11 protein-coding genes are annotated in these 17,619 nt (G+C 34.9%); 8 read left to right on the top strand and 3 right to left on the bottom strand.

Features of this window, described 5'->3' with window-relative positions:
- Nucleotides 1-180 precede the first annotated feature (180 nt).
- Nucleotides 181-4,317: a beta strand repeat-containing protein gene (locus L1S35_RS00825; protein ID WP_236395819.1), complete on the top strand. Its 4,137-nt coding sequence runs from the start codon at nucleotides 181-183 to the stop codon at nucleotides 4,315-4,317.
- An 89-nt stretch (nucleotides 4,318-4,406) separates the two neighbouring features.
- On the opposite strand, the gene L1S35_RS00820 is transcribed toward L1S35_RS00825, so the two are convergent.
- Nucleotides 4,407-4,622, bottom strand: a complete 216-nt coding sequence (locus tag L1S35_RS00820) for an Fjoh_0651 family PID-CTERM protein (RefSeq protein ID WP_236395818.1) — start codon at nucleotides 4,620-4,622, stop codon at nucleotides 4,407-4,409.
- 77 nt (nucleotides 4,623-4,699) lie between these two features.
- A complete protein-coding gene (locus L1S35_RS00815) occupies nucleotides 4,700-6,289 on the bottom strand; it encodes a peptide chain release factor 3 (protein ID WP_236395817.1) in 1,590 nt (529 codons plus the stop codon).
- Nucleotides 6,290-6,531: 242 nt separating this feature from the next.
- On the opposite strand from L1S35_RS00815, the gene L1S35_RS00810 reads away from it, so the two are divergent.
- Genes L1S35_RS00810 through L1S35_RS00795 form a run of 4 tightly spaced genes read left to right on the top strand, consistent with a single transcriptional unit; the run spans nucleotide 6,532 to nucleotide 11,746 of the window.
- A complete protein-coding gene (locus L1S35_RS00810) occupies nucleotides 6,532-8,496 on the top strand; it encodes a peptidylprolyl isomerase (RefSeq protein WP_236395816.1) in 1,965 nt (654 codons plus the stop codon).
- Nucleotide 8,497: 1 nt separating this feature from the next.
- A complete protein-coding gene (locus L1S35_RS00805; protein ID WP_236395815.1) occupies nucleotides 8,498-9,346 on the top strand; it encodes a hypothetical protein in 849 nt (282 codons plus the stop codon).
- Nucleotides 9,309-10,736 carry a peptidylprolyl isomerase gene (locus L1S35_RS00800; protein WP_370641039.1) on the top strand — a complete coding sequence of 476 codons (1,428 nt, stop codon included), beginning with the start codon at nucleotides 9,309-9,311 and terminating at the stop codon, nucleotides 10,734-10,736. The genes L1S35_RS00805 and L1S35_RS00800 overlap by 38 nt, the downstream gene beginning before the upstream one ends.
- A 56-nt stretch (nucleotides 10,737-10,792) precedes the next feature.
- Nucleotides 10,793-11,746, top strand: a complete 954-nt coding sequence (locus L1S35_RS00795; protein WP_236395813.1) for an AAA family ATPase — start codon at nucleotides 10,793-10,795, stop codon at nucleotides 11,744-11,746.
- On the opposite strand, the gene L1S35_RS00790 is transcribed toward L1S35_RS00795, so the two are convergent.
- Entirely contained in the window at nucleotides 11,738-12,877 is a 1,140-nt protein-coding gene (locus L1S35_RS00790; RefSeq protein ID WP_236395812.1) for a hypothetical protein, read from the bottom strand. The genes L1S35_RS00795 and L1S35_RS00790 overlap by 9 nt on opposite strands.
- A 23-nt stretch (nucleotides 12,878-12,900) precedes the next feature.
- Between L1S35_RS00790 and L1S35_RS00785 the strand changes: the two genes are divergently transcribed.
- The 3 genes from L1S35_RS00785 to L1S35_RS00775 all read left to right on the top strand — a co-directional run bounded on the left by L1S35_RS00785 (nucleotide 12,901) and on the right by L1S35_RS00775 (nucleotide 17,566).
- The gene (locus L1S35_RS00785) at nucleotides 12,901-14,037 is read left to right on the top strand and encodes an acyltransferase family protein (protein WP_236395811.1); all 1,137 of its coding nucleotides are present in this window, start codon (nucleotides 12,901-12,903) and stop codon (nucleotides 14,035-14,037) included.
- Nucleotides 14,027-15,136, top strand: a complete 1,110-nt coding sequence (locus L1S35_RS00780; protein WP_236395810.1) for an acyltransferase family protein — start codon at nucleotides 14,027-14,029, stop codon at nucleotides 15,134-15,136. Before L1S35_RS00785 ends, L1S35_RS00780 begins: the two co-directional genes overlap by 11 nt.
- 165 nt (nucleotides 15,137-15,301) lie before the next feature.
- Nucleotides 15,302-17,566, top strand: a complete 2,265-nt coding sequence (locus tag L1S35_RS00775; RefSeq protein WP_236395809.1) for an aconitate hydratase — start codon at nucleotides 15,302-15,304, stop codon at nucleotides 17,564-17,566.
- Nucleotides 17,567-17,619 lie beyond the last annotated feature (53 nt).

Raw genomic sequence — 17,619 nt, 5'->3', positions numbered from 1 at the left:
AGTACAAACAAGTATAAAATTAAGCTTTTAATCGACAAAAAATGCATTTAATCGATTGGTTATTTTTTTGTTTTACTAAATTCAACTACTTTTGAATTTATTACAAATGTTTAAATATCAAAAATGGTTTTATAGTAGAATAACATTAATCAAACTAATTATAAAAAAATAAATTGCTATATGAAAACACTTTTACTTAATTCCGTAAGAAAAACAAAAGGTTTTTGGACACTATTATTTTTCATGCTTATTTTTGGACTAAATGATGTAATTGGTCAAGCCAATTTTACTGCATCGACGGGAAGTTGGGGGACTTCTGGGACATGGACTTTAAATAGTGGTACAGATGCTGATGGCGTCCCTGATTCTAATGATAATGTGACAATACCTGTTGGAGTCACTGTTACATTAGATACCAATCATTCTTGTAACACATTGGCAACATCTGGTGTTGGAGCAACCGCTACAATTACAGGAGCTTTTACATTAAGTATAACGAGTACTATAACAATAAATAAAAGTAATGGTAATAACAATGCGACTTTCTCTATTGCATCAGGTACTACAGTTACAGCCACTCAGGTTGTCGGTGGTAGCGGTAATAATGGGACATGGTCAATTAATTTAAGTGGAACTTTAAAGCTTAGTGCTGCAACTGTTGTTTCAGGAAATACAATTACATGGACACTAAATACAGGTTCAACTTTTGACTATAGTGGAACGGCCCAAACGGTGTTAGGTTTAACATACTCTAACCTTACTCTTTCCAATTCAGGAGCAAAAACAGTTTCAGGGGTAACAGTTAATAGTGTGCTTTCTATTGAAGGTACCGCAACAGCATCTGCCGCTCCAACGTATGGATCAAGTGCAAAGCTTCAATACAATACTTCAACAGCAAGAACAATATCGGGAACTACAAATGCAGGTATAGAGTGGGTTACATCATTTGGTGCTACTGGTGGTGTTGTTATAGCAAATACAGGTAAGATTACCATGGGTGTTGCCAGAACGATGACTTCAGGTCAAAGTATTACCGTCAATAATGGAGCAACATTTGATCCGGGATCTTTTACCCATACGATAAATGGTGGAGCTTCATTAGTAGTTAACGGAACATTAGATTTTTCTAATGCTAATGGAGAAATCAGAAGCGGAACTACTGGGACTTCAACTTTGACGTTAGGTTCTACTGGATTAATTAAAACTATTGACGCAAATGGATTAGGGCCAGTTGCAAATGCTTCTTTTTCAACTCAATCAGGAGGAGCATGGACAACTACAAGTATAAGTACTAATGGGACAATAGAATATTATCGTACAACAGATAATACTCAAATTATTACCGACAGAGATTATAATAATCTAACAATTACAGGAACACAAACGAAAACATGGACATTAGCAGCTACGAGAACTGTAAATGGTAATATTAATGTTTCAGGAGGTTTAACAATGTCAGGCACTCAAACGGTAAATGTTGCCGGTAATTGGGTAAATAGTTCAGGCACATTCACCAAAGGAACAGAAACGTTTAATTTTAACGGAACAGCCCAATCAATTGGCGGTTCAACATCAACAACATTTAATAATGTAACCCTTTCGAATAGCGGAACAAAGACATTTAATATAGCTACAACTTTTGGAAACAATCTAACTATTGCTAGCGGGGTTATTGCTAACTTGTCGACCTTTACTCATACCGATAATGGAACATTAACTCTTGGTGGTTTTGGAACAGCTTCCGGTTCCTTTGGAAGTACTTCATCATCAGCAACATACAAGACAGATACTTTTTTTACTACTGCTACAGGAATAATTAATGTGTCTATCGGTTCTTGTGGGGCTATTTCAGCGGTACTTTCAGGAGCTAATACAATTTGTAACGGATCAAGTACTAATTTAACTGTTGCCGTAACTGGAGGGGTTAGTACCTATACCGTAGTTTATTCGGGAGGAACAGTTAATAATTATACTAGTGGAAGTAATATTTCTGTAAGTCCAACTTCAACAACTGGTTACTCACTTACTTCAGTTACAGATTCATATGGTTGTACAGCATCATTATCAGGTACTCCGACAGTAACTGTAAATAATCCATCAGTAGCGCCAACAAGCATCTCAGGAACGACTACAATCTGTAGTCCAAATTCAACTACTTTAACAGCAGTAGGTGGTACATTAGGGACTGGAGCTAATTATCAATGGGGAACTGGTGCAGTAGTTGGAACAAGTCCATTATCAGGAGAAACAGCTTCGACTTTAAACATATCGCCAGGCAGTTCAACTACGTATTGGGTAAGAATAGAAAGTACTACTTCTCCATGTACAGCAAATACATCAGGAGTGACTCAATTAGTGACAGTTAATATTCCTTCAGTAGCTCCAACAAGTATATCAGGAACAACGACTATTTGTAATGGAAATTCAACTACTTTAACAGCCGTTGGGGGTACATTAGGAACAGGAGCTAATTACCAATGGGGAACAGGAGCTGTAGTTGGTACAAGTCCGTTATCAGGAGAAACAGCTTCAACCTTAATAGTGTCACCGAGTGGTACAACTACCTATTGGGTTAGAATAGAAAACACAACAGGACCATGTACAGCTACTACATCAGGAGTTACTCAAGCGGTAACAGTTTCTAATGCAAACACTTGGACTGGTGGCGCAAGTTCTACTTCGTGGACTACGTCAGGTAACTGGTCGTGTGGTATTGTTCCAACATCTGTTACAGATGTTACCATTAGTACAGCAAGCTTCTATCCTGAAATTTCATCAAACGTAACTATCAATAGTTTGACATTGGATTCAGGTACTACTTTAAAAGTTAATTCAACTTATGATTTAACGGTTACTGATGTAATTGACAATGATGGAACATTAACTCTTGAGAATAATGCCAATTTATTGCAAACAAATGATGTTAGCAATACAGGTTCGGGTGCAACAACAGTTAAACGAAACAGTTCTGCTTTGATACGATTGGATTACACCTTATGGTCGTCACCGGTTTCAGGACAAGGGCTATATGCTTTTTCACCGTTTACTTTTGGAAATCGTTTTTATGTATATAGAACAACTACTAATTTATACAATAACGCTGATGTCGGATTTAGTTTAACCGGCTTAAATGGAAATGGTGTTAACGGTACAGATTCTAATAATGTTCAATTTGCAACTGCCAAAGGATATTTAATTCGTGTACCATGGAATCATCCAACTACAGCAGCTGTTTGGAATGGTACTTTTACCGGAGTCCCAAACAATGGAGATATAACGTATACAATGACTAATGGTGCTTCAGGTTTCCGATATAATTTGGTAGGTAATCCTTATCCATCACCAATAAGCATGTCACAATTTGTTTCGGATAATAGTACTAAAATAACAGGTACTTTATATTTCTGGAGAGAAACCAATAATACTTCAGCAAATAATGCTTATTGTACATGGGCTGGAGGAACATTTACTTCCAATGGTGAAAGCCAGGTTTTTGATCCTAGCGGAATCATTAGAACTGGTCAGGGATTCATTGTAGAAGCGCAAGCTTCTGAAACGGTATTGAGTTTCAATAATGGACAACGTTCTTCAGATAATGCAAATCAGTTTTTTAAAAATAATAGTGTAGTCAATAGAACAGATTCAGTTGAGACTAACAGATTTTGGTTAAACCTAACCAATGCATCAGGTGCTTTTTCTCAAATGGCAGCAGGTTATATGACTGATGCTACTGATGGAGTTGATATTTATGATGGTAAAAACATCAATACCGGAGAGGTGTTGTTGAACTCTGTTTTGAATAATGAAGAGTATACTATCCAAGGAAAAGCATTGCCTTTTACTACAGCAGATGTAATTCCATTGCGTTATAAAATTACCACTGCAGGTGACTATACAATTACACTTGACCATGTTGATGGTCTGTTTACAGGTGGTGCACAACCTATTTATTTGAAAGATAATTTGACATCAACTATTCATGATTTGAATACAGGTGCATATACTTTTACATCAAATGCAGGAACATTCTCTGACCGTTTTGAAATCGTATATACAACACAGTTAGGAATTGAAAACCCTGTATTTACGGCTAACAATGTGATTATTTATAACCAAAATAATGAGTTTGTAGTTAATTCAGGGAATACTATTATGGGTTCTGTCAAAGTATTTGATATCAGAGGTAGATTACTAGAAGAGAAAAAAGAAATTAATGCCAGTCAGACTACAATTGGTAACGGATTGACAAATCAAGTTTTATTAGTACAAATTACCTCAGAAGAAGGAATAACAGTTACTAAAAAAGTTATCAGATAATTGAATTAGAAAATATAGCAAAATAAAAAATCCATCTAAGTGATGGATTTTTTATTTGGAAGAGAATTATTTTTTACCCTTTTGAGTATTTAAGCAGTTCTTCTGTTTTTTCTGAAGGTATAAACTACAAATAAAACACCAGCAATTGCTAATAGTATCATTTTTCCGTTAATAGGCGCTGGTTGTGGATCACCACCTTCGAGACCTCCACCGCCTCCACCGTCATCATCACCTGGTTGAGCAAAAGCAACAAAATCAGACAATAAGATAAACGTAAACAAATATAATTTTAAAAGCTTTTTCATAGACACTTTTTATATAAGCGGTAAATATACTAATCATTTTTAAAATTAAAAAAAAATAGCACGTTTATTAAAGTTAATTAATCAAATTCAGATGTAAAGAATAATTTTACAGATGGAAATTTGCTTTGTGTCATTTGTATGGTAAATTCAGAATCCGCTAAAAATACTAATTGACCATATTTATCATGAGCTAAGAATTTTTGCTTAATCCTTTTGAACTCTTTAAATTCTTCACTTTTTGCATCATCAGGCTTTACCCAACATGCTTTGTGTACCGGAAACATTTCATAGCTGCATTTAGCACCATATTCATGCTCCAATCGGTATTGAATAACTTCGTATTGAAGCGCACCAACAGTTCCAATTACTTTTCTGTTATTCATTTCTAATGTGAATAATTGCGCCACACCTTCATCCATCAACTGATCAATACCTTTGTCCAGTTGTTTTGCCTTTAATGGATCGGCATTATTGATATATCTGAAATGTTCCGGTGAAAAACTTGGAATTCCTTTGAAACTCATCATTTCACCTTCGGTTAATGTGTCTCCGATTTTAAAATTCCCGGTATCATGCAGCCCAACAATATCGCCCGGATAAGAGATGTCGACAATTTCTTTTTTCTCAGCAAAAAAAGCATTCGGACTAGAGAACTTTAGATTTTTGTTTAACCGAACGTGCATATAAGGTTTGTTGCGTTCAAAAGTTCCTGAAACAATTTTTACGAAAGCCAATCGGTCTCTGTGTTTTGGATCCATGTTGGCATGTATTTTAAACACAAAACCAGCCATTTTTTGCTCGTCTGGTTTTACTAAACGTGTTTCTGATTCTTTTGGTCTGGGTGCCGGAGCAATTTCAACAAAACAATCCAGCAATTCCCTGACTCCGAAATTATTCAAAGCCGAACCAAAAAACACAGGTTGTAAATTTCCGGCAAGGTATTGCTCTCTGTCAAATGCCGGATACACTTCTGAAATCAATTCCAGCTCGTCACGTAGTTTAACCGCTGGTTTTTCGCCAATAATTTTTTCCAATTCCGGACTTTCAATATCAGAGAAAGCAATGGTATCTTCAATATTTTTGCGGCTGTCACCACTAAACAAGTTAATGTTTTGTTCCCAAATGTTATAAATCCCCTGGAAATCATAACCCATTCCGATTGGAAAACTCAACGGAGTTACATTTAATCCCAATTTCTGCTCTACTTCATCCATCAAATCAAAAGCATCTTTTCCTTCTCGATCCAACTTATTGATAAAAACAATAATCGGAATGTGTCGCATTCTACAAACAGCAACTAATTTTTCGGTTTGTTCCTCAACACCTTTGGCAACGTCAATCACCACAATAACACTATCAACGGCAGTCAATGTTCTAAAGGTGTCTTCGGCAAAATCCTTGTGTCCCGGTGTATCCAGAATATTGATTTTTTTCCCTTGATAATTAAATGCCAAAACCGAAGTCGATACCGAAATTCCTCTTTGACGCTCAATTTCCATAAAATCGGAAGTCGCTCCTTTTTTGATTTTATTATTTTTAACCGCTCCGGCTTCCTGAATAGCGCCTCCAAACAACAATAATTTCTCTGTCAGCGTGGTTTTTCCGGCATCGGGATGCGAAATAATTCCGAAAGTTCTGCGTCGTTCTATCTCTTTTAAAAAACTCATGATTTTTGATAAATTGGTTGCAAAAATACTATTATTTACTGATTATTTCCACATGGTTTATATTTCAAATCTTTCTATGGGTTTTTCGTGTTAATAAAATTTTGTTAATACTAGTCGCGATAGTTGTATAATGTGTTTGAATTGTTATTTTTGTTGATTGTTACGGTGCTTTCCTAAAGTATTTTTCGGAAGTTATTAAACATATAATTTAATAGTTATTTAGTATATAAATTTTTTATAAAATGAATATCAAACAGTTTTTTTTAGGGTTGTTCTTTTTGCTGTCATTAGCAGCTAATGCCCAAAATAATACAAAAGAAGTTTTGTTTACAATCGATGATAAACCTTATTACACAGATGAATTTTCAAGGATTTACAAAAAGAATTTAGATTTAGTAAAAGACGATTCTCAAAAAGATTTAAATCAATATTTAGAACTTTTTATAGGATATAAGTTAAAAGTAAATAAGGCTTATAAACTGGGTTTGGAAAATGGAGCACAGTATAAAAATGAGTTAAAATCATACAGAGCACAGTTAGCCAAAAACTATTTTAACGATACAAAAATTACTCAGGAACTTGTAGAAGAAGCCTATAACCGAATTCAAAAAGAAATCAGAGCTTCACATATTCTTATTTTAGTAGATGAAAATGCTTCGCCTGAAGACACGTTGAAAGCCTACAAAAAAATAGAAGACATCAGTAAAAAAGCTATTGCCGGAGAAGATTTCGGAGACTTAGCTGTGCAATATTCGGAAGATCCATCGGCCAAAGAAAACAAAGGAGATTTAGGCTATTTTTCAGCTTTCAGAATGGTTTACCCATTTGAAAGTGCAGCATACAAAACACAAAAAGGAAAAGTTTCTAAAATAATCAGAACTCGTTTTGGATATCATATTCTGAAAATTAATGATATTAGAGCTAATCGCGGTGAAATTACCGTGGCTCACATCATGATTTTAAAGCCAAAACCGGAAGAAACTGAAAAAAATCCGGAAAAAACTATTAACGAAATTTATCAAAAAATTCAGCAGGGCGAAAAGTTTGAAGATTTGGCCAAACAATTTTCAGAAGATAAATCCTCTGCCTCAAAAGGTGGAGTGTTGAATAAATTTGCTTCCGGACAATTGAGTTCTGAAGAATTTGAAAATACAGCTTTTTCTCTTGCTAATCCTAATGATATTTCAAAACCATTTAGCACTGATTTCGGATGGCATATTGTTAAGTTGATAGAAAAACATCCGGTAAAATCGATGGATGAAATGAAAAATGAATTAGAAAATAAAATCGGTAAAGACGATAGATCTAAAAAAATTACTGCTTCTTTAAACGAAAAACTAAGAAAAAAGTATACTTATAAAAAAGATGCTAAACAGTATACATTAATTTCAAAATTGGTAACCAATGATTTTTATGAATCAAAATGGGCACTTCCTGAAAACGCGAATACATACACTGCTACTTTACTAACCATCAATGATAAGAAAATCGATGGCAAAGCATTCCTCGATTTTATAGACAGACAACAAAAAGCTGGTTTTAAAATAAAGCCGTTATCAAAGTTAGTTGACACTTTGTATGATAAATTTTTAGATGAACAACTAACTGCTTATTACGATGACAATCTAGAAACCGAATTTCCGGATTTTGCCAATGTAATGGAAGAATACCGCGACGGACTATTACTTTTTGACTTAATGGAAAAAGAAATTTGGGATCGTGCTAAAACCGATACTATTGGTTTGCAAAAGTTTTATGATGAGCATAAAATGGAGCATATGTGGAAGAAAAGAGTTGAGGTGGCAATTGCTTCATCGACTAAACAAGACATGATTAAAAAAGCTCAGGCTTCCTTGAAGAAAAATGAAAAACCACAAGACATTAAAGACAAATTGAATGTTAATAATGTAATCAATGTGATGATCAATAGCGGTACTTTTGAAGAGGGTGGTGATGGTTTGCCAAAAACAATGAAATACAACATTGGCGTTTCAGATGTTTTTAAAGAAGGCGAGTATTATTTTGTGACCAAAGTAGATAAAGTGATTCCGGCCGGAGTCAAAACTCTTGAGGAATGCAAAGGCAAGCTTATCAATGAATATCAGCAATACTTGGAACAAAGTTGGGTGTCCGATTTAAAAAAGGAATTCACCATAAATGTCAACCAAGCTGCTTTTGACAATGTAAAGAAACAGCTTAATCAATAAAATGATTCGAAATAGTTTTTTCCTAATTTTTTTACTGGTTTGTTCTTGTAATTATTTCAAACCGGAACAAAAATCGCAGTCAATTGCAAGAGTAGGGAAGAATTATTTGTACAAAAGTGATATTGCGAAATTGGTTCCGGCCGGAACTTCAAAAGAAGACAGTGTACTTTTGGTTCGTGATTTTATTGATCGCTGGGCAAGTCAAAAATTACTGATTGAAGCAGCCGAGAGAAATCTCAGTGATGCCAAAAAGAAAGAATATAACGCATTAATAAAACAATATAAAATTGATTTATACACCAGAGCTTATATCGAAGAAGTAGTAAAAAGAGAAGTTGATACAGTTATAAGTCAGGAAGAATTAAAAAAATATTACGAAGAAAATAAGGAGAATTTCAAAACCAACGGAACATTAGTTCGATTGCGGTATATCAATCTTTCGAAACAAAATCCACGTTTTGCAACCATAAGAAGTAAGTTCTTTGATTATTCTAAAAAGGATAAAAAGTTTTGGGATACTTACGCCTTACAGTTCAAAAGTTTTGCAATGAATGATAGTGTTTGGGTCGATATGAATCAGGTTTATGCAAAGCTTCCGGTTATAACGCCCGAGAACAGAGATGAATTAATTCGCCCCGGGAAAAAGATGGAAATTCAAAATAATGATGACACTTACCTGATAAAAGTAACAAACGTAATAGATAAAAATCAAATTTCACCATTTGAATATAGTAAACCCACTTTGAAAGAAGTGCTGTTGAACAAAAGAAAATTAGAATTGATTAAAAAATTTGAAAAGGATATCACCAATGATGCCATTAAAAACAATGATTATGAAATATACAAATAGCAAACTTACCGTAGCAATTATTGCAATTCTTTGCACAGTAGGCTTTGCCAATGCACAGGAAATTATTAAAGATACAGTTAAAACAAAGCCTGTTGCAACTTCTTTTAAAAAGCAAAAAGTTGATGGTGTTATAGCAACAGTTGGTGATTATATTATACTTGATTCTGATATTGATAAGTCTTATTTAGAGTTATCAAGCCAAGGAAATTCGATTAAAGATATTACTCGTTGTCAAATGTTAGGTAAATTATTGGAAGATAAATTGTATGCCCACCAAGCAGTTCAGGATAGTATCATCATCAAAGATGAAGAAATTAAAGAAAAATTAAATGAGCAAGTGAACTATATGGTTGAGCAACTGGGTTCAATGGATAAAGTGGTTCAATATTTCAAAAAAAGTAGTGAAGACGAGTTCAGAACTGAATTATTTGACATCATCAAAATGAATAAATTAGCCGGCGAAATGCAAAGAAAAATCTTTGAAGGTGTCGAAATTACTCCGGAAGAAACACGTAATTTCTTCAAAGCAATTCCTGAAAGTGACTTGCCTGTTTTTGGAGCCGAAATGGAAGTAGCGCAAATTGTTGTTACTCCAAAAATTTCGGAAGAGGAAAAGCAAAGAGTAATCAACAGACTAAAAGAAATTAAAGCTGAAGTCTTGGCTGGTGCTAGTTTCAAGACAAGAGCCGTTATCTATTCTGATGACAGAGGTTCAGCATCAAGTGGAGGTTTTTACAAAATTAACAGAAAAACCCAATTCGTGAAAGAGTTTAAAGATGTCGCTTTTTCACTAGGTGAAGGAGAAGTATCCGAACCGTTTGAAACAGAATTTGGTTATCACATTATTATGGTCGAAAAAATTAAAGGTCAGGAAGTCGAATTGAGACATATTCTGATGATGCCAAAAGTTTCTGATCAGGCTTTAAAAGAGGCTAAAGAAAAAATCCTTACCATAAAAAGAAAAATTGAAAACGGAGAGATTTCATTTGCAGAAGCAGCAAGAACAATGTCTGATGAAAAAGAAACACGTGCCAATGGGGGTGTTTTGATTAATCCTAAAACCCAAGACACACATTTTGAATTAACCAAAATGGATCCGAGTTTGTACAGCGAAGTTTCTAATTTGAAAGACAAAGCCATTACAGCACCAATTTTAGATGACGATCAAAGAACAGGAAAAAAATATAAAATCATCACAGTGACTGACCGAATTGATCAACACACAGCTGATTACGCCAGAGATTATGTGAAGATTAAAGATTTGGCACTAAAAGAAAAACAAATCAAAGCCATTGCGAAATGGACAGATGAAAAAATAAAAGAAACCTACATCAAAATAAACGGTGAGTATAGAGATTGTACGTTCGCCAATGATTGGTTAAAAAAATAGTATAAATTTGATTATTGAAAATCCTAATTCCCTAATCCTTAAATCCTAAAATATAGATGTCAGACGTTGCCGCCATTCAAAATTTAGTTCAGAAAAGAACCGAACTTAAAAAAGAAATTGCCAAGATAATAGTTGGTCAGGACGAAGTGATTGATCAAATTTTATTGAGCATATTTTCGGGCGGACACGCACTTTTAGTTGGTGTTCCGGGTTTGGCAAAAACACTTATGGTGAATACGATTTCACAAGCATTAGGGTTAGATTTCAAAAGAATTCAGTTCACACCCGATTTGATGCCTTCGGATATTTTGGGAAGTGAAATTTTGGATGAAAGCCGCAATTTTAAATTCATCAAAGGACCAATATTTGCCAACATTATTTTGGCCGATGAGATTAACAGAACACCCCCAAAAACACAGGCTGCTTTACTGGAAGCGATGCAGGAACGTTCGGTAACCATTGCAGGTCAGAATTATAAATTAGACTTACCATACTTCGTTTTAGCAACCCAAAACCCAATAGAGCAGGAAGGAACCTATCCGTTGCCGGAAGCGCAATTAGACCGTTTTATGTTTGCCATCAAATTGGATTACCCATCGTTTTCTGAAGAAGTTGATGTAGTAAAAAGTACCACATCGGATAACAAACCCGTAATTAATCCTTTATTTTCTGCACAGGAAATAATCGATTTTCAGCACTTAGTTCGTAGAATCCCAGTGGCAGATAATGTAATTGAATATGCAGTTACGTTGGTAAGTAAAACACGTCCGAACAATCCGTTGTCTAACGATTATATTAAAAATTATTTAGATTGGGGAGCAGGACCAAGAGCTTCTCAGAATTTAATTTTGGCTGCCAAAGCCAATGCTGCTTTCAATGGTAAATTTTCACCGGATATTGAAGATGTAAAAGCGGTTGCTACCGGAATTCTGCGTCACAGAATTATCAAAAACTACAAAGCCGACGCCGAAGGAATTACCGAAGAAATGATTATTGCTAAATTACTTTAATCCTTTCTGAAGTAAGTCATCCAACTCTTTGTCGTAGAAAAACAAAAACATACTTCCCATCATGTCCTGACTGATTTGGGTTGTGTTGTCAACATCCAATACAATTTCGTACTCATGATTTTTGTACAGCCAAATGCCTTCTACAGATGAAAAAGGGTCAATACTGGTCAAACCAATTTTTCCTTTGTGATTCACAATTTTGCTGCTGAAAATAGCTTTGTTTTTCGTTTTGTCATACAATGAAATTTTGGTTGCAAACGGATGGACGTGAATCGCAGCTGCATGCAAACGCAAACTGTCCTGAATTCCCAATTGATTGTTTACGGAACTTCTATAAGTGTTTTTTCCAGTCGGAATTACCCAATGACCTGAAAGTTTATGGCCATTTCCATCATCATACGTATGGTTCTTGGTTTCGACCGGAATGCATTGATTAGTACCTGGATCTAAAGGCGATTTATAGGGGTTGGATTCGTTAAACGGAAGCATGATAAAAGCTGTTCGGCTCATCAGTGGTTTCAAATTTTTCTCCCGTGAATAGTTTATGTCCACTTCATGACGGATCCAAAAATTGGCATCCGGAAGATTGTGATTTAAAGATTGTGTCGTTACATACAAAAATTCGTTTCCCTTCATCGGAACACCATAACCGGCAGGAAAACTAAAATTTTCCATGCCATGCGAAAGTGATGTAAGTCTTGGATATTGCTTCCCAATTCTTTTGTTTAAATGAAAAGAACTATAGTATTTCACATCATTAAAATCGACATTGGTATGGCAAATAAAATCTTTTGAAATAGACTTTAATGTTTTCGAATCTAATGCTTTGACCTGAAATCCGGTTAGCCAAAGGACAGTCGAATCTTGAGAAAGTTGTACGTAATTCGAAGCTTTCGGCCCTTCCATCGATTTGTAAATACCATCAATATAAAACTCAGGCGAAATCATTTTATAGGTTTCCGATTTGTTTTCAACCTTCCAATTTGGATTTACGATGCCTAATTTTTCAAACAAAAATGATTTTGCAATGGCTTTGTGACGCGTGGGCAATTGCCAATACCAAATTCCACCGCCAATAATGCCCAGCAAAATTAGAACTCCTAAAATTTTATATATCTTTGATTTTCTCATCGATGTCAAATTTACATTTTTATATGAACGATAGAAAACAAATAAGTCCAAAAAGATTTTTCGGATTAGATTTTTTAAGAGCACTTTCTATAAGTCTACTATTGTTTTCACATTCTTCATGGATTTATAATTCGACCGGAATTCTGGGAAAATTACAGGATGCAAGTGGTTTTTTAGGTGTCGAATTATTCATTGTCCTGAGTGGATTTTTGATTGGAGGCATTCTTTACAAACAGTTTCTTCATGAAAATTACACCCTAAAAGATGCCGGTTTATTTGTATCGAGAAGGTTAATGCGGGTTTTGCCAAGCTATTATTTGGTCATTCTCATAATCACGATTATTTATTTGTTGTTTGGTTTTTCTGTTTCCGAAGTTTGGAAATATCCTTTATTGATACAAAATTTTAGTTCTCCTGTTCCGGCTTTTTTTCCTGAATCATGGAGTTTACCTGTCAAAGAAATGGGGTACATTTTCGTGGTCATTTTATTGTTAGCTATTTCAAAGTCATTCACTAAAGCTTCTAAACAGGTTTTATTTTTAACGGTTGTTGTTGGGCTTATTGCTTTTACACTTCTTTCAAAATTATATTATGACATTCATTCTACTAATTTGTCATTGACAAAATGGAGTTTTGATATTCGCGCGGTTGTGATTTATAGAATTGATTCAGTTTTGATTGGAGTGCTTTTGGGCTATTTCTATCAAAATTATAAGGAATTTATAATATCAAAACGAAAGCTGTTTTTTGCAGTTGGGATTTTAATTTTCATAACATTGTTCTTGTGTATAATAGTATTTAAATTAAGGTTAACCAATGCATCCTGGTTTTGGAATATTTTATGTTTGCCATTACTTTCAATAGCTATTTGCATGTTTGTTCCATTTTTATTGAGTTGGGAAACACCATCAAAAAACATTGGAAGTGGCATTACTTTTATTTGCAATATTGCCTATTCCATTTATTTAGTGCATTACAGTATTGTACTTTTTCTGATGAAATATTTTATCGATACTACTGATTTAGGTTTATGGCAATTGAATATTTTTGCTTTCTTTTATGTGTCAATTACAGTTGGGTTGAGCTATCTTTTTTACACCTATTTCGAAAAACCAATTAACGAATTCAGAGCTAAAAATTTAAAGTTGAATGACAAATAACAACCCCAGAGTTTTTGGATTAGATTTAATGCGAGCCATGGCGATTTGCATGGTTTTGTGTTCGCATATACTTTGGATTTATAATCCGGATGACGGAATAATTAGGCAGCTTTTCGCGCTATTCGGATTTTTAGGCGTTGAGTTCTTCTTTGTCTTAAGCGGTTTTTTGATTGGAAGAATATTATACGGCATTTACATCAAGGATGATTACACCATAAAAAGCGCTTTGTATTTCCTTAAAAGAAGATGGTTTCGAACATTGCCCAATTATTTTCTGATACTGATTATCAATATAATAATTACAACTTCATTAGGCTATTCAATGCCTAAATTGGGATTGTATTTTGTTTTTCTCCAAAATGGCTTCTCCAAAATGTCAACTTTCTTCCCTGAATCGTGGAGCTTATCCGTTGAAGAATGGGCTTATATAGTTTTGCCGATTTCGCTTCTAGCATTGTCATTTTTATTTAAACCAAAAAACAAAAACCGTTTCTTTTTTGTAATTGTATTGTCATTGATAACGTTATTTATTGGATTTAAAATTGCCTACCAAATCAATACACAAACTACCACGCTTGATGAGTGGAATGTCTCGCTGAAATCGGTTATGATTTACCGATTGGATGCTATTTTTATGGGCGTTTTATGCAGTTGGATTAGTATTAATTATGAAAAAAACTGGAGCAAGTTCAAATATTCATTTGCCTTTATTGGCGGTATAATTATGATGTTTATGTATTTCGGAATGGGGATTTTACGGATTCTTCCGGAGACATTTCCATTTGTCTGGAATGTAGTCTATCTTCCGTTAGCATCATTTTCTATTGCTTTTTTTGTTCCTTTATTTTCTCAAATGGAAACGTCAATGCAGCTTGTAAAAAGACCAATAGAATTTATCAGTAAAATTTCCTATTCAATTTATCTGCTTCACTATAGTGTAATCATGCAGTTATTGATGTTGTTTGTTGATAAAGAGACAACCTCTTTAGTGCAACTTCACTTGATAACAGCATTTTATCTCTCGATGACAGTTTTTGTAAGCTATCTTTTTTACCGTTTTTATGAAAAACCGATGATGAATTTAAGGGATAAGAATTAAGAATATTCATTTTACGCTACTTTCATTAAAGTATTTGTAAAAAAGCTATAGCAAAAATTATCATTTCGCAAAATAGCATTCGAAATCAATATATTTTATTAAAAACTTTTTAGACGTACATCGTTTTCGTAAATTTGCCCTGCAAATAATTAAACCCAATACACTATGGCTTTTGATATTGAAATGATTAAAAAAGTTTATGGAACAATGGCAGAGCGTGTAGACAAAGCGCGTGAGTTAGTTGGTCGTCCATTGACACTTTCTGAAAAGATTTTATACTCACATTTATGGGAAGGAAATCCAACACAAGCTTTTTCCCGCGGAAAGGATTATGTTGATTTTGCTCCCGATAGAGTTGCTTGTCAAGACGCAACCGCACAAATGGCATTATTGCAATTCATGCACGCCGGAAAAAAGACAGTTGCGGTTCCAACAACCGTTCACTGTGACCACTTAATTCAGGCAAAAGTTGGTGCTACTACCGATTTAGCTGTTGCCAATTCACAATCTAAAGAAGTTTTCGATTTTCTTTCTTCAGTATCAAATAAGTATGGAATTGGTTTTTGGAAACCAGGTTCAGGAATTATTCACCAAATCGTTTTAGAAAACTATGCATTTCCGGGTGGAATGATGATTGGAACAGATTCACATACAGTAAATGCCGGTGGATTAGGAATGTTAGCTATTGGTGTTGGTGGTGCTGATGCTGTTGATGTAATGTCGGGCATGTCATGGGAATTAAAATTTCCAAAACTAATCGGAGTAAAATTGACCGGAAAATTAAATGGTTGGACTGCGCCAAAAGATGTAATTTTAAAGGTTGCAGACATCCTTACCGTAAAAGGTGGAACCGGAGCTATAGTTGAATACTTTGGTGAAGGCGCAACCAATATGTCTTGTACAGGAAAAGGAACTATCTGTAATATGGGTGCCGAAATTGGAGCAACAACTTCAACTTTTGGTTACGATGATTCAATGAGAAGGTATTTGGCTGCGACCGATAGACAAGATATTGTGGATGCTGCAGATAAAGTAGCTGATTATTTAACTGGTGATGCTGAAGTGTATGCAAATCCGGAACAATATTTTGATCAGGTTATCGAAATCAATTTATCAGAATTAGAACCACACATCAACGGACCATTTACGCCAGACAGAGGAACTCCGGTTTCAAAAATGAAAGAGGAAGCTGCTGCTAACGGTTGGCCATTAAAAATTGAATGGGGATTAATCGGTTCTTGTACCAATTCATCATACGAAGATATGGCACGTGCCGCATCAATTGTAGAACAAGCTGTCGCTCACGGAATCACTCCAAAAGCAGAATTCGGAATCAATCCAGGTTCGGAACAAATCAGATATACTATCGAAAGAGATGGCATCATTGCTACTTTTGAGAAAATGGGAACCAAAGTGTTTACCAACGCATGTGGTCCATGTATAGGACAATGGGATAGAGCTGGTGCTGATAAACAGGAAAAAAATACTATCGTGCATTCATTCAATAGAAACTTCTCTAAACGTGCCGATGGAAATCCAAATACACATGCTTTTGTAACGTCACCGGAAATGGTTGCTGCTTTAGCAATTTCGGGAGATTTGAGTTTTAATCCAATTACGGACACTTTATTGAATGACAATGGTGAAGCAGTAAAACTAAATCCACCACACGGGGATGAGTTGCCAAAAAGAGGATTTGATGTTGAAGATGCAGGTTTTCAAGCTCCGGCAGCAGATGGAAGCAACATACAAGTTGTGGTTTCCCCAACTTCAGACAGATTACAATTGCTAGCACCATTTGATGCTTGGGACGGAAAGAATATATCGGGAGCTAAATTACTTATCAAAGCTTTCGGAAAATGTACGACAGATCATATTTCTATGGCTGGACCATGGTTGCGTTTCCGTGGGCATTTAGATAATATTTCTAATAATATGTTGATTGGTGCAGTGAATGCTTTCAATCAGGAAGCGAATAAAGTTAAAAACCAATTAACCGGCGCATACGATGCAGTTCCAGCGGTGCAAAGAGCATACAAAGCAGCTGGAGTTCCAACAATTGTTGTTGGTGATCATAATTATGGGGAAGGGTCTTCAAGAGAACATGCTGCCATGGAACCAAGATTTTTGGGAGTAAAAGCTGTTTTGGTAAAATCGTTTGCACGTATTCACGAAACGAATTTGAAGAAACAAGGAATGTTAGCGTTGACATTTGCTAACGAAGCAGATTATGATAAAATTCAGGAGAACGATACTATAAATTTCCTAGACTTAACCGAATTTGCTCCGGGCAAACCATTGTCATTAGAATTTGTTCATGCTGATGGTTCGAAAGATGTAATCTTGGCGAATCATACATACAACGATAGTCAAATAGGTTGGTATGTAGCTGGTTCTGCGCTGAACCTTATTGCAGCCGGAAAAGCTTAATTCTTAAGATAGATTTATAAAAAAATGCTCAACATTTGTTGAGCATTTTTTTT

This window comes from Flavobacterium anseongense (assembly GCF_021608185.1).
In the GTDB taxonomy this organism is placed as follows: domain Bacteria; phylum Bacteroidota; class Bacteroidia; order Flavobacteriales; family Flavobacteriaceae; genus Flavobacterium; species Flavobacterium anseongense.
The sequence above is the reverse complement of the archived record's forward strand: the minus strand, read 5'-3'. Positions and strand labels throughout refer to the sequence as shown.

What these genes read in the sequence shown, in the direction of transcription:
- L1S35_RS00825 (WP_236395819.1), top strand. Translation starts at nt 181, where the DNA reads ATGAAAACACTTTTACTTAATTCCGTAAGAAAAACAAAAGGTTTTTGG.
- L1S35_RS00820 (WP_236395818.1), bottom strand. Translation starts at nt 4,622, where the DNA reads ATGAAAAAGCTTTTAAAATTATATTTGTTTACGTTTATCTTATTGTCT.
- L1S35_RS00815 (WP_236395817.1), bottom strand. Translation starts at nt 6,289, where the DNA reads ATGAGTTTTTTAAAAGAGATAGAACGACGCAGAACTTTCGGAATTATT.
- L1S35_RS00810 (WP_236395816.1), top strand. Translation starts at nt 6,532, where the DNA reads ATGAATATCAAACAGTTTTTTTTAGGGTTGTTCTTTTTGCTGTCATTA.
- L1S35_RS00805 (WP_236395815.1), top strand. Translation starts at nt 8,498, where the DNA reads ATGATTCGAAATAGTTTTTTCCTAATTTTTTTACTGGTTTGTTCTTGT.
- L1S35_RS00800 (WP_370641039.1), top strand. Translation starts at nt 9,309, where the DNA reads ATGCCATTAAAAACAATGATTATGAAATATACAAATAGCAAACTTACC.
- L1S35_RS00795 (WP_236395813.1), top strand. Translation starts at nt 10,793, where the DNA reads ATGTCAGACGTTGCCGCCATTCAAAATTTAGTTCAGAAAAGAACCGAA.
- L1S35_RS00790 (WP_236395812.1), bottom strand. Translation starts at nt 12,877, where the DNA reads ATGAGAAAATCAAAGATATATAAAATTTTAGGAGTTCTAATTTTGCTG.
- L1S35_RS00785 (WP_236395811.1), top strand. Translation starts at nt 12,901, where the DNA reads ATGAACGATAGAAAACAAATAAGTCCAAAAAGATTTTTCGGATTAGAT.
- L1S35_RS00780 (WP_236395810.1), top strand. Translation starts at nt 14,027, where the DNA reads ATGACAAATAACAACCCCAGAGTTTTTGGATTAGATTTAATGCGAGCC.
- L1S35_RS00775 (WP_236395809.1), top strand. Translation starts at nt 15,302, where the DNA reads ATGGCTTTTGATATTGAAATGATTAAAAAAGTTTATGGAACAATGGCA.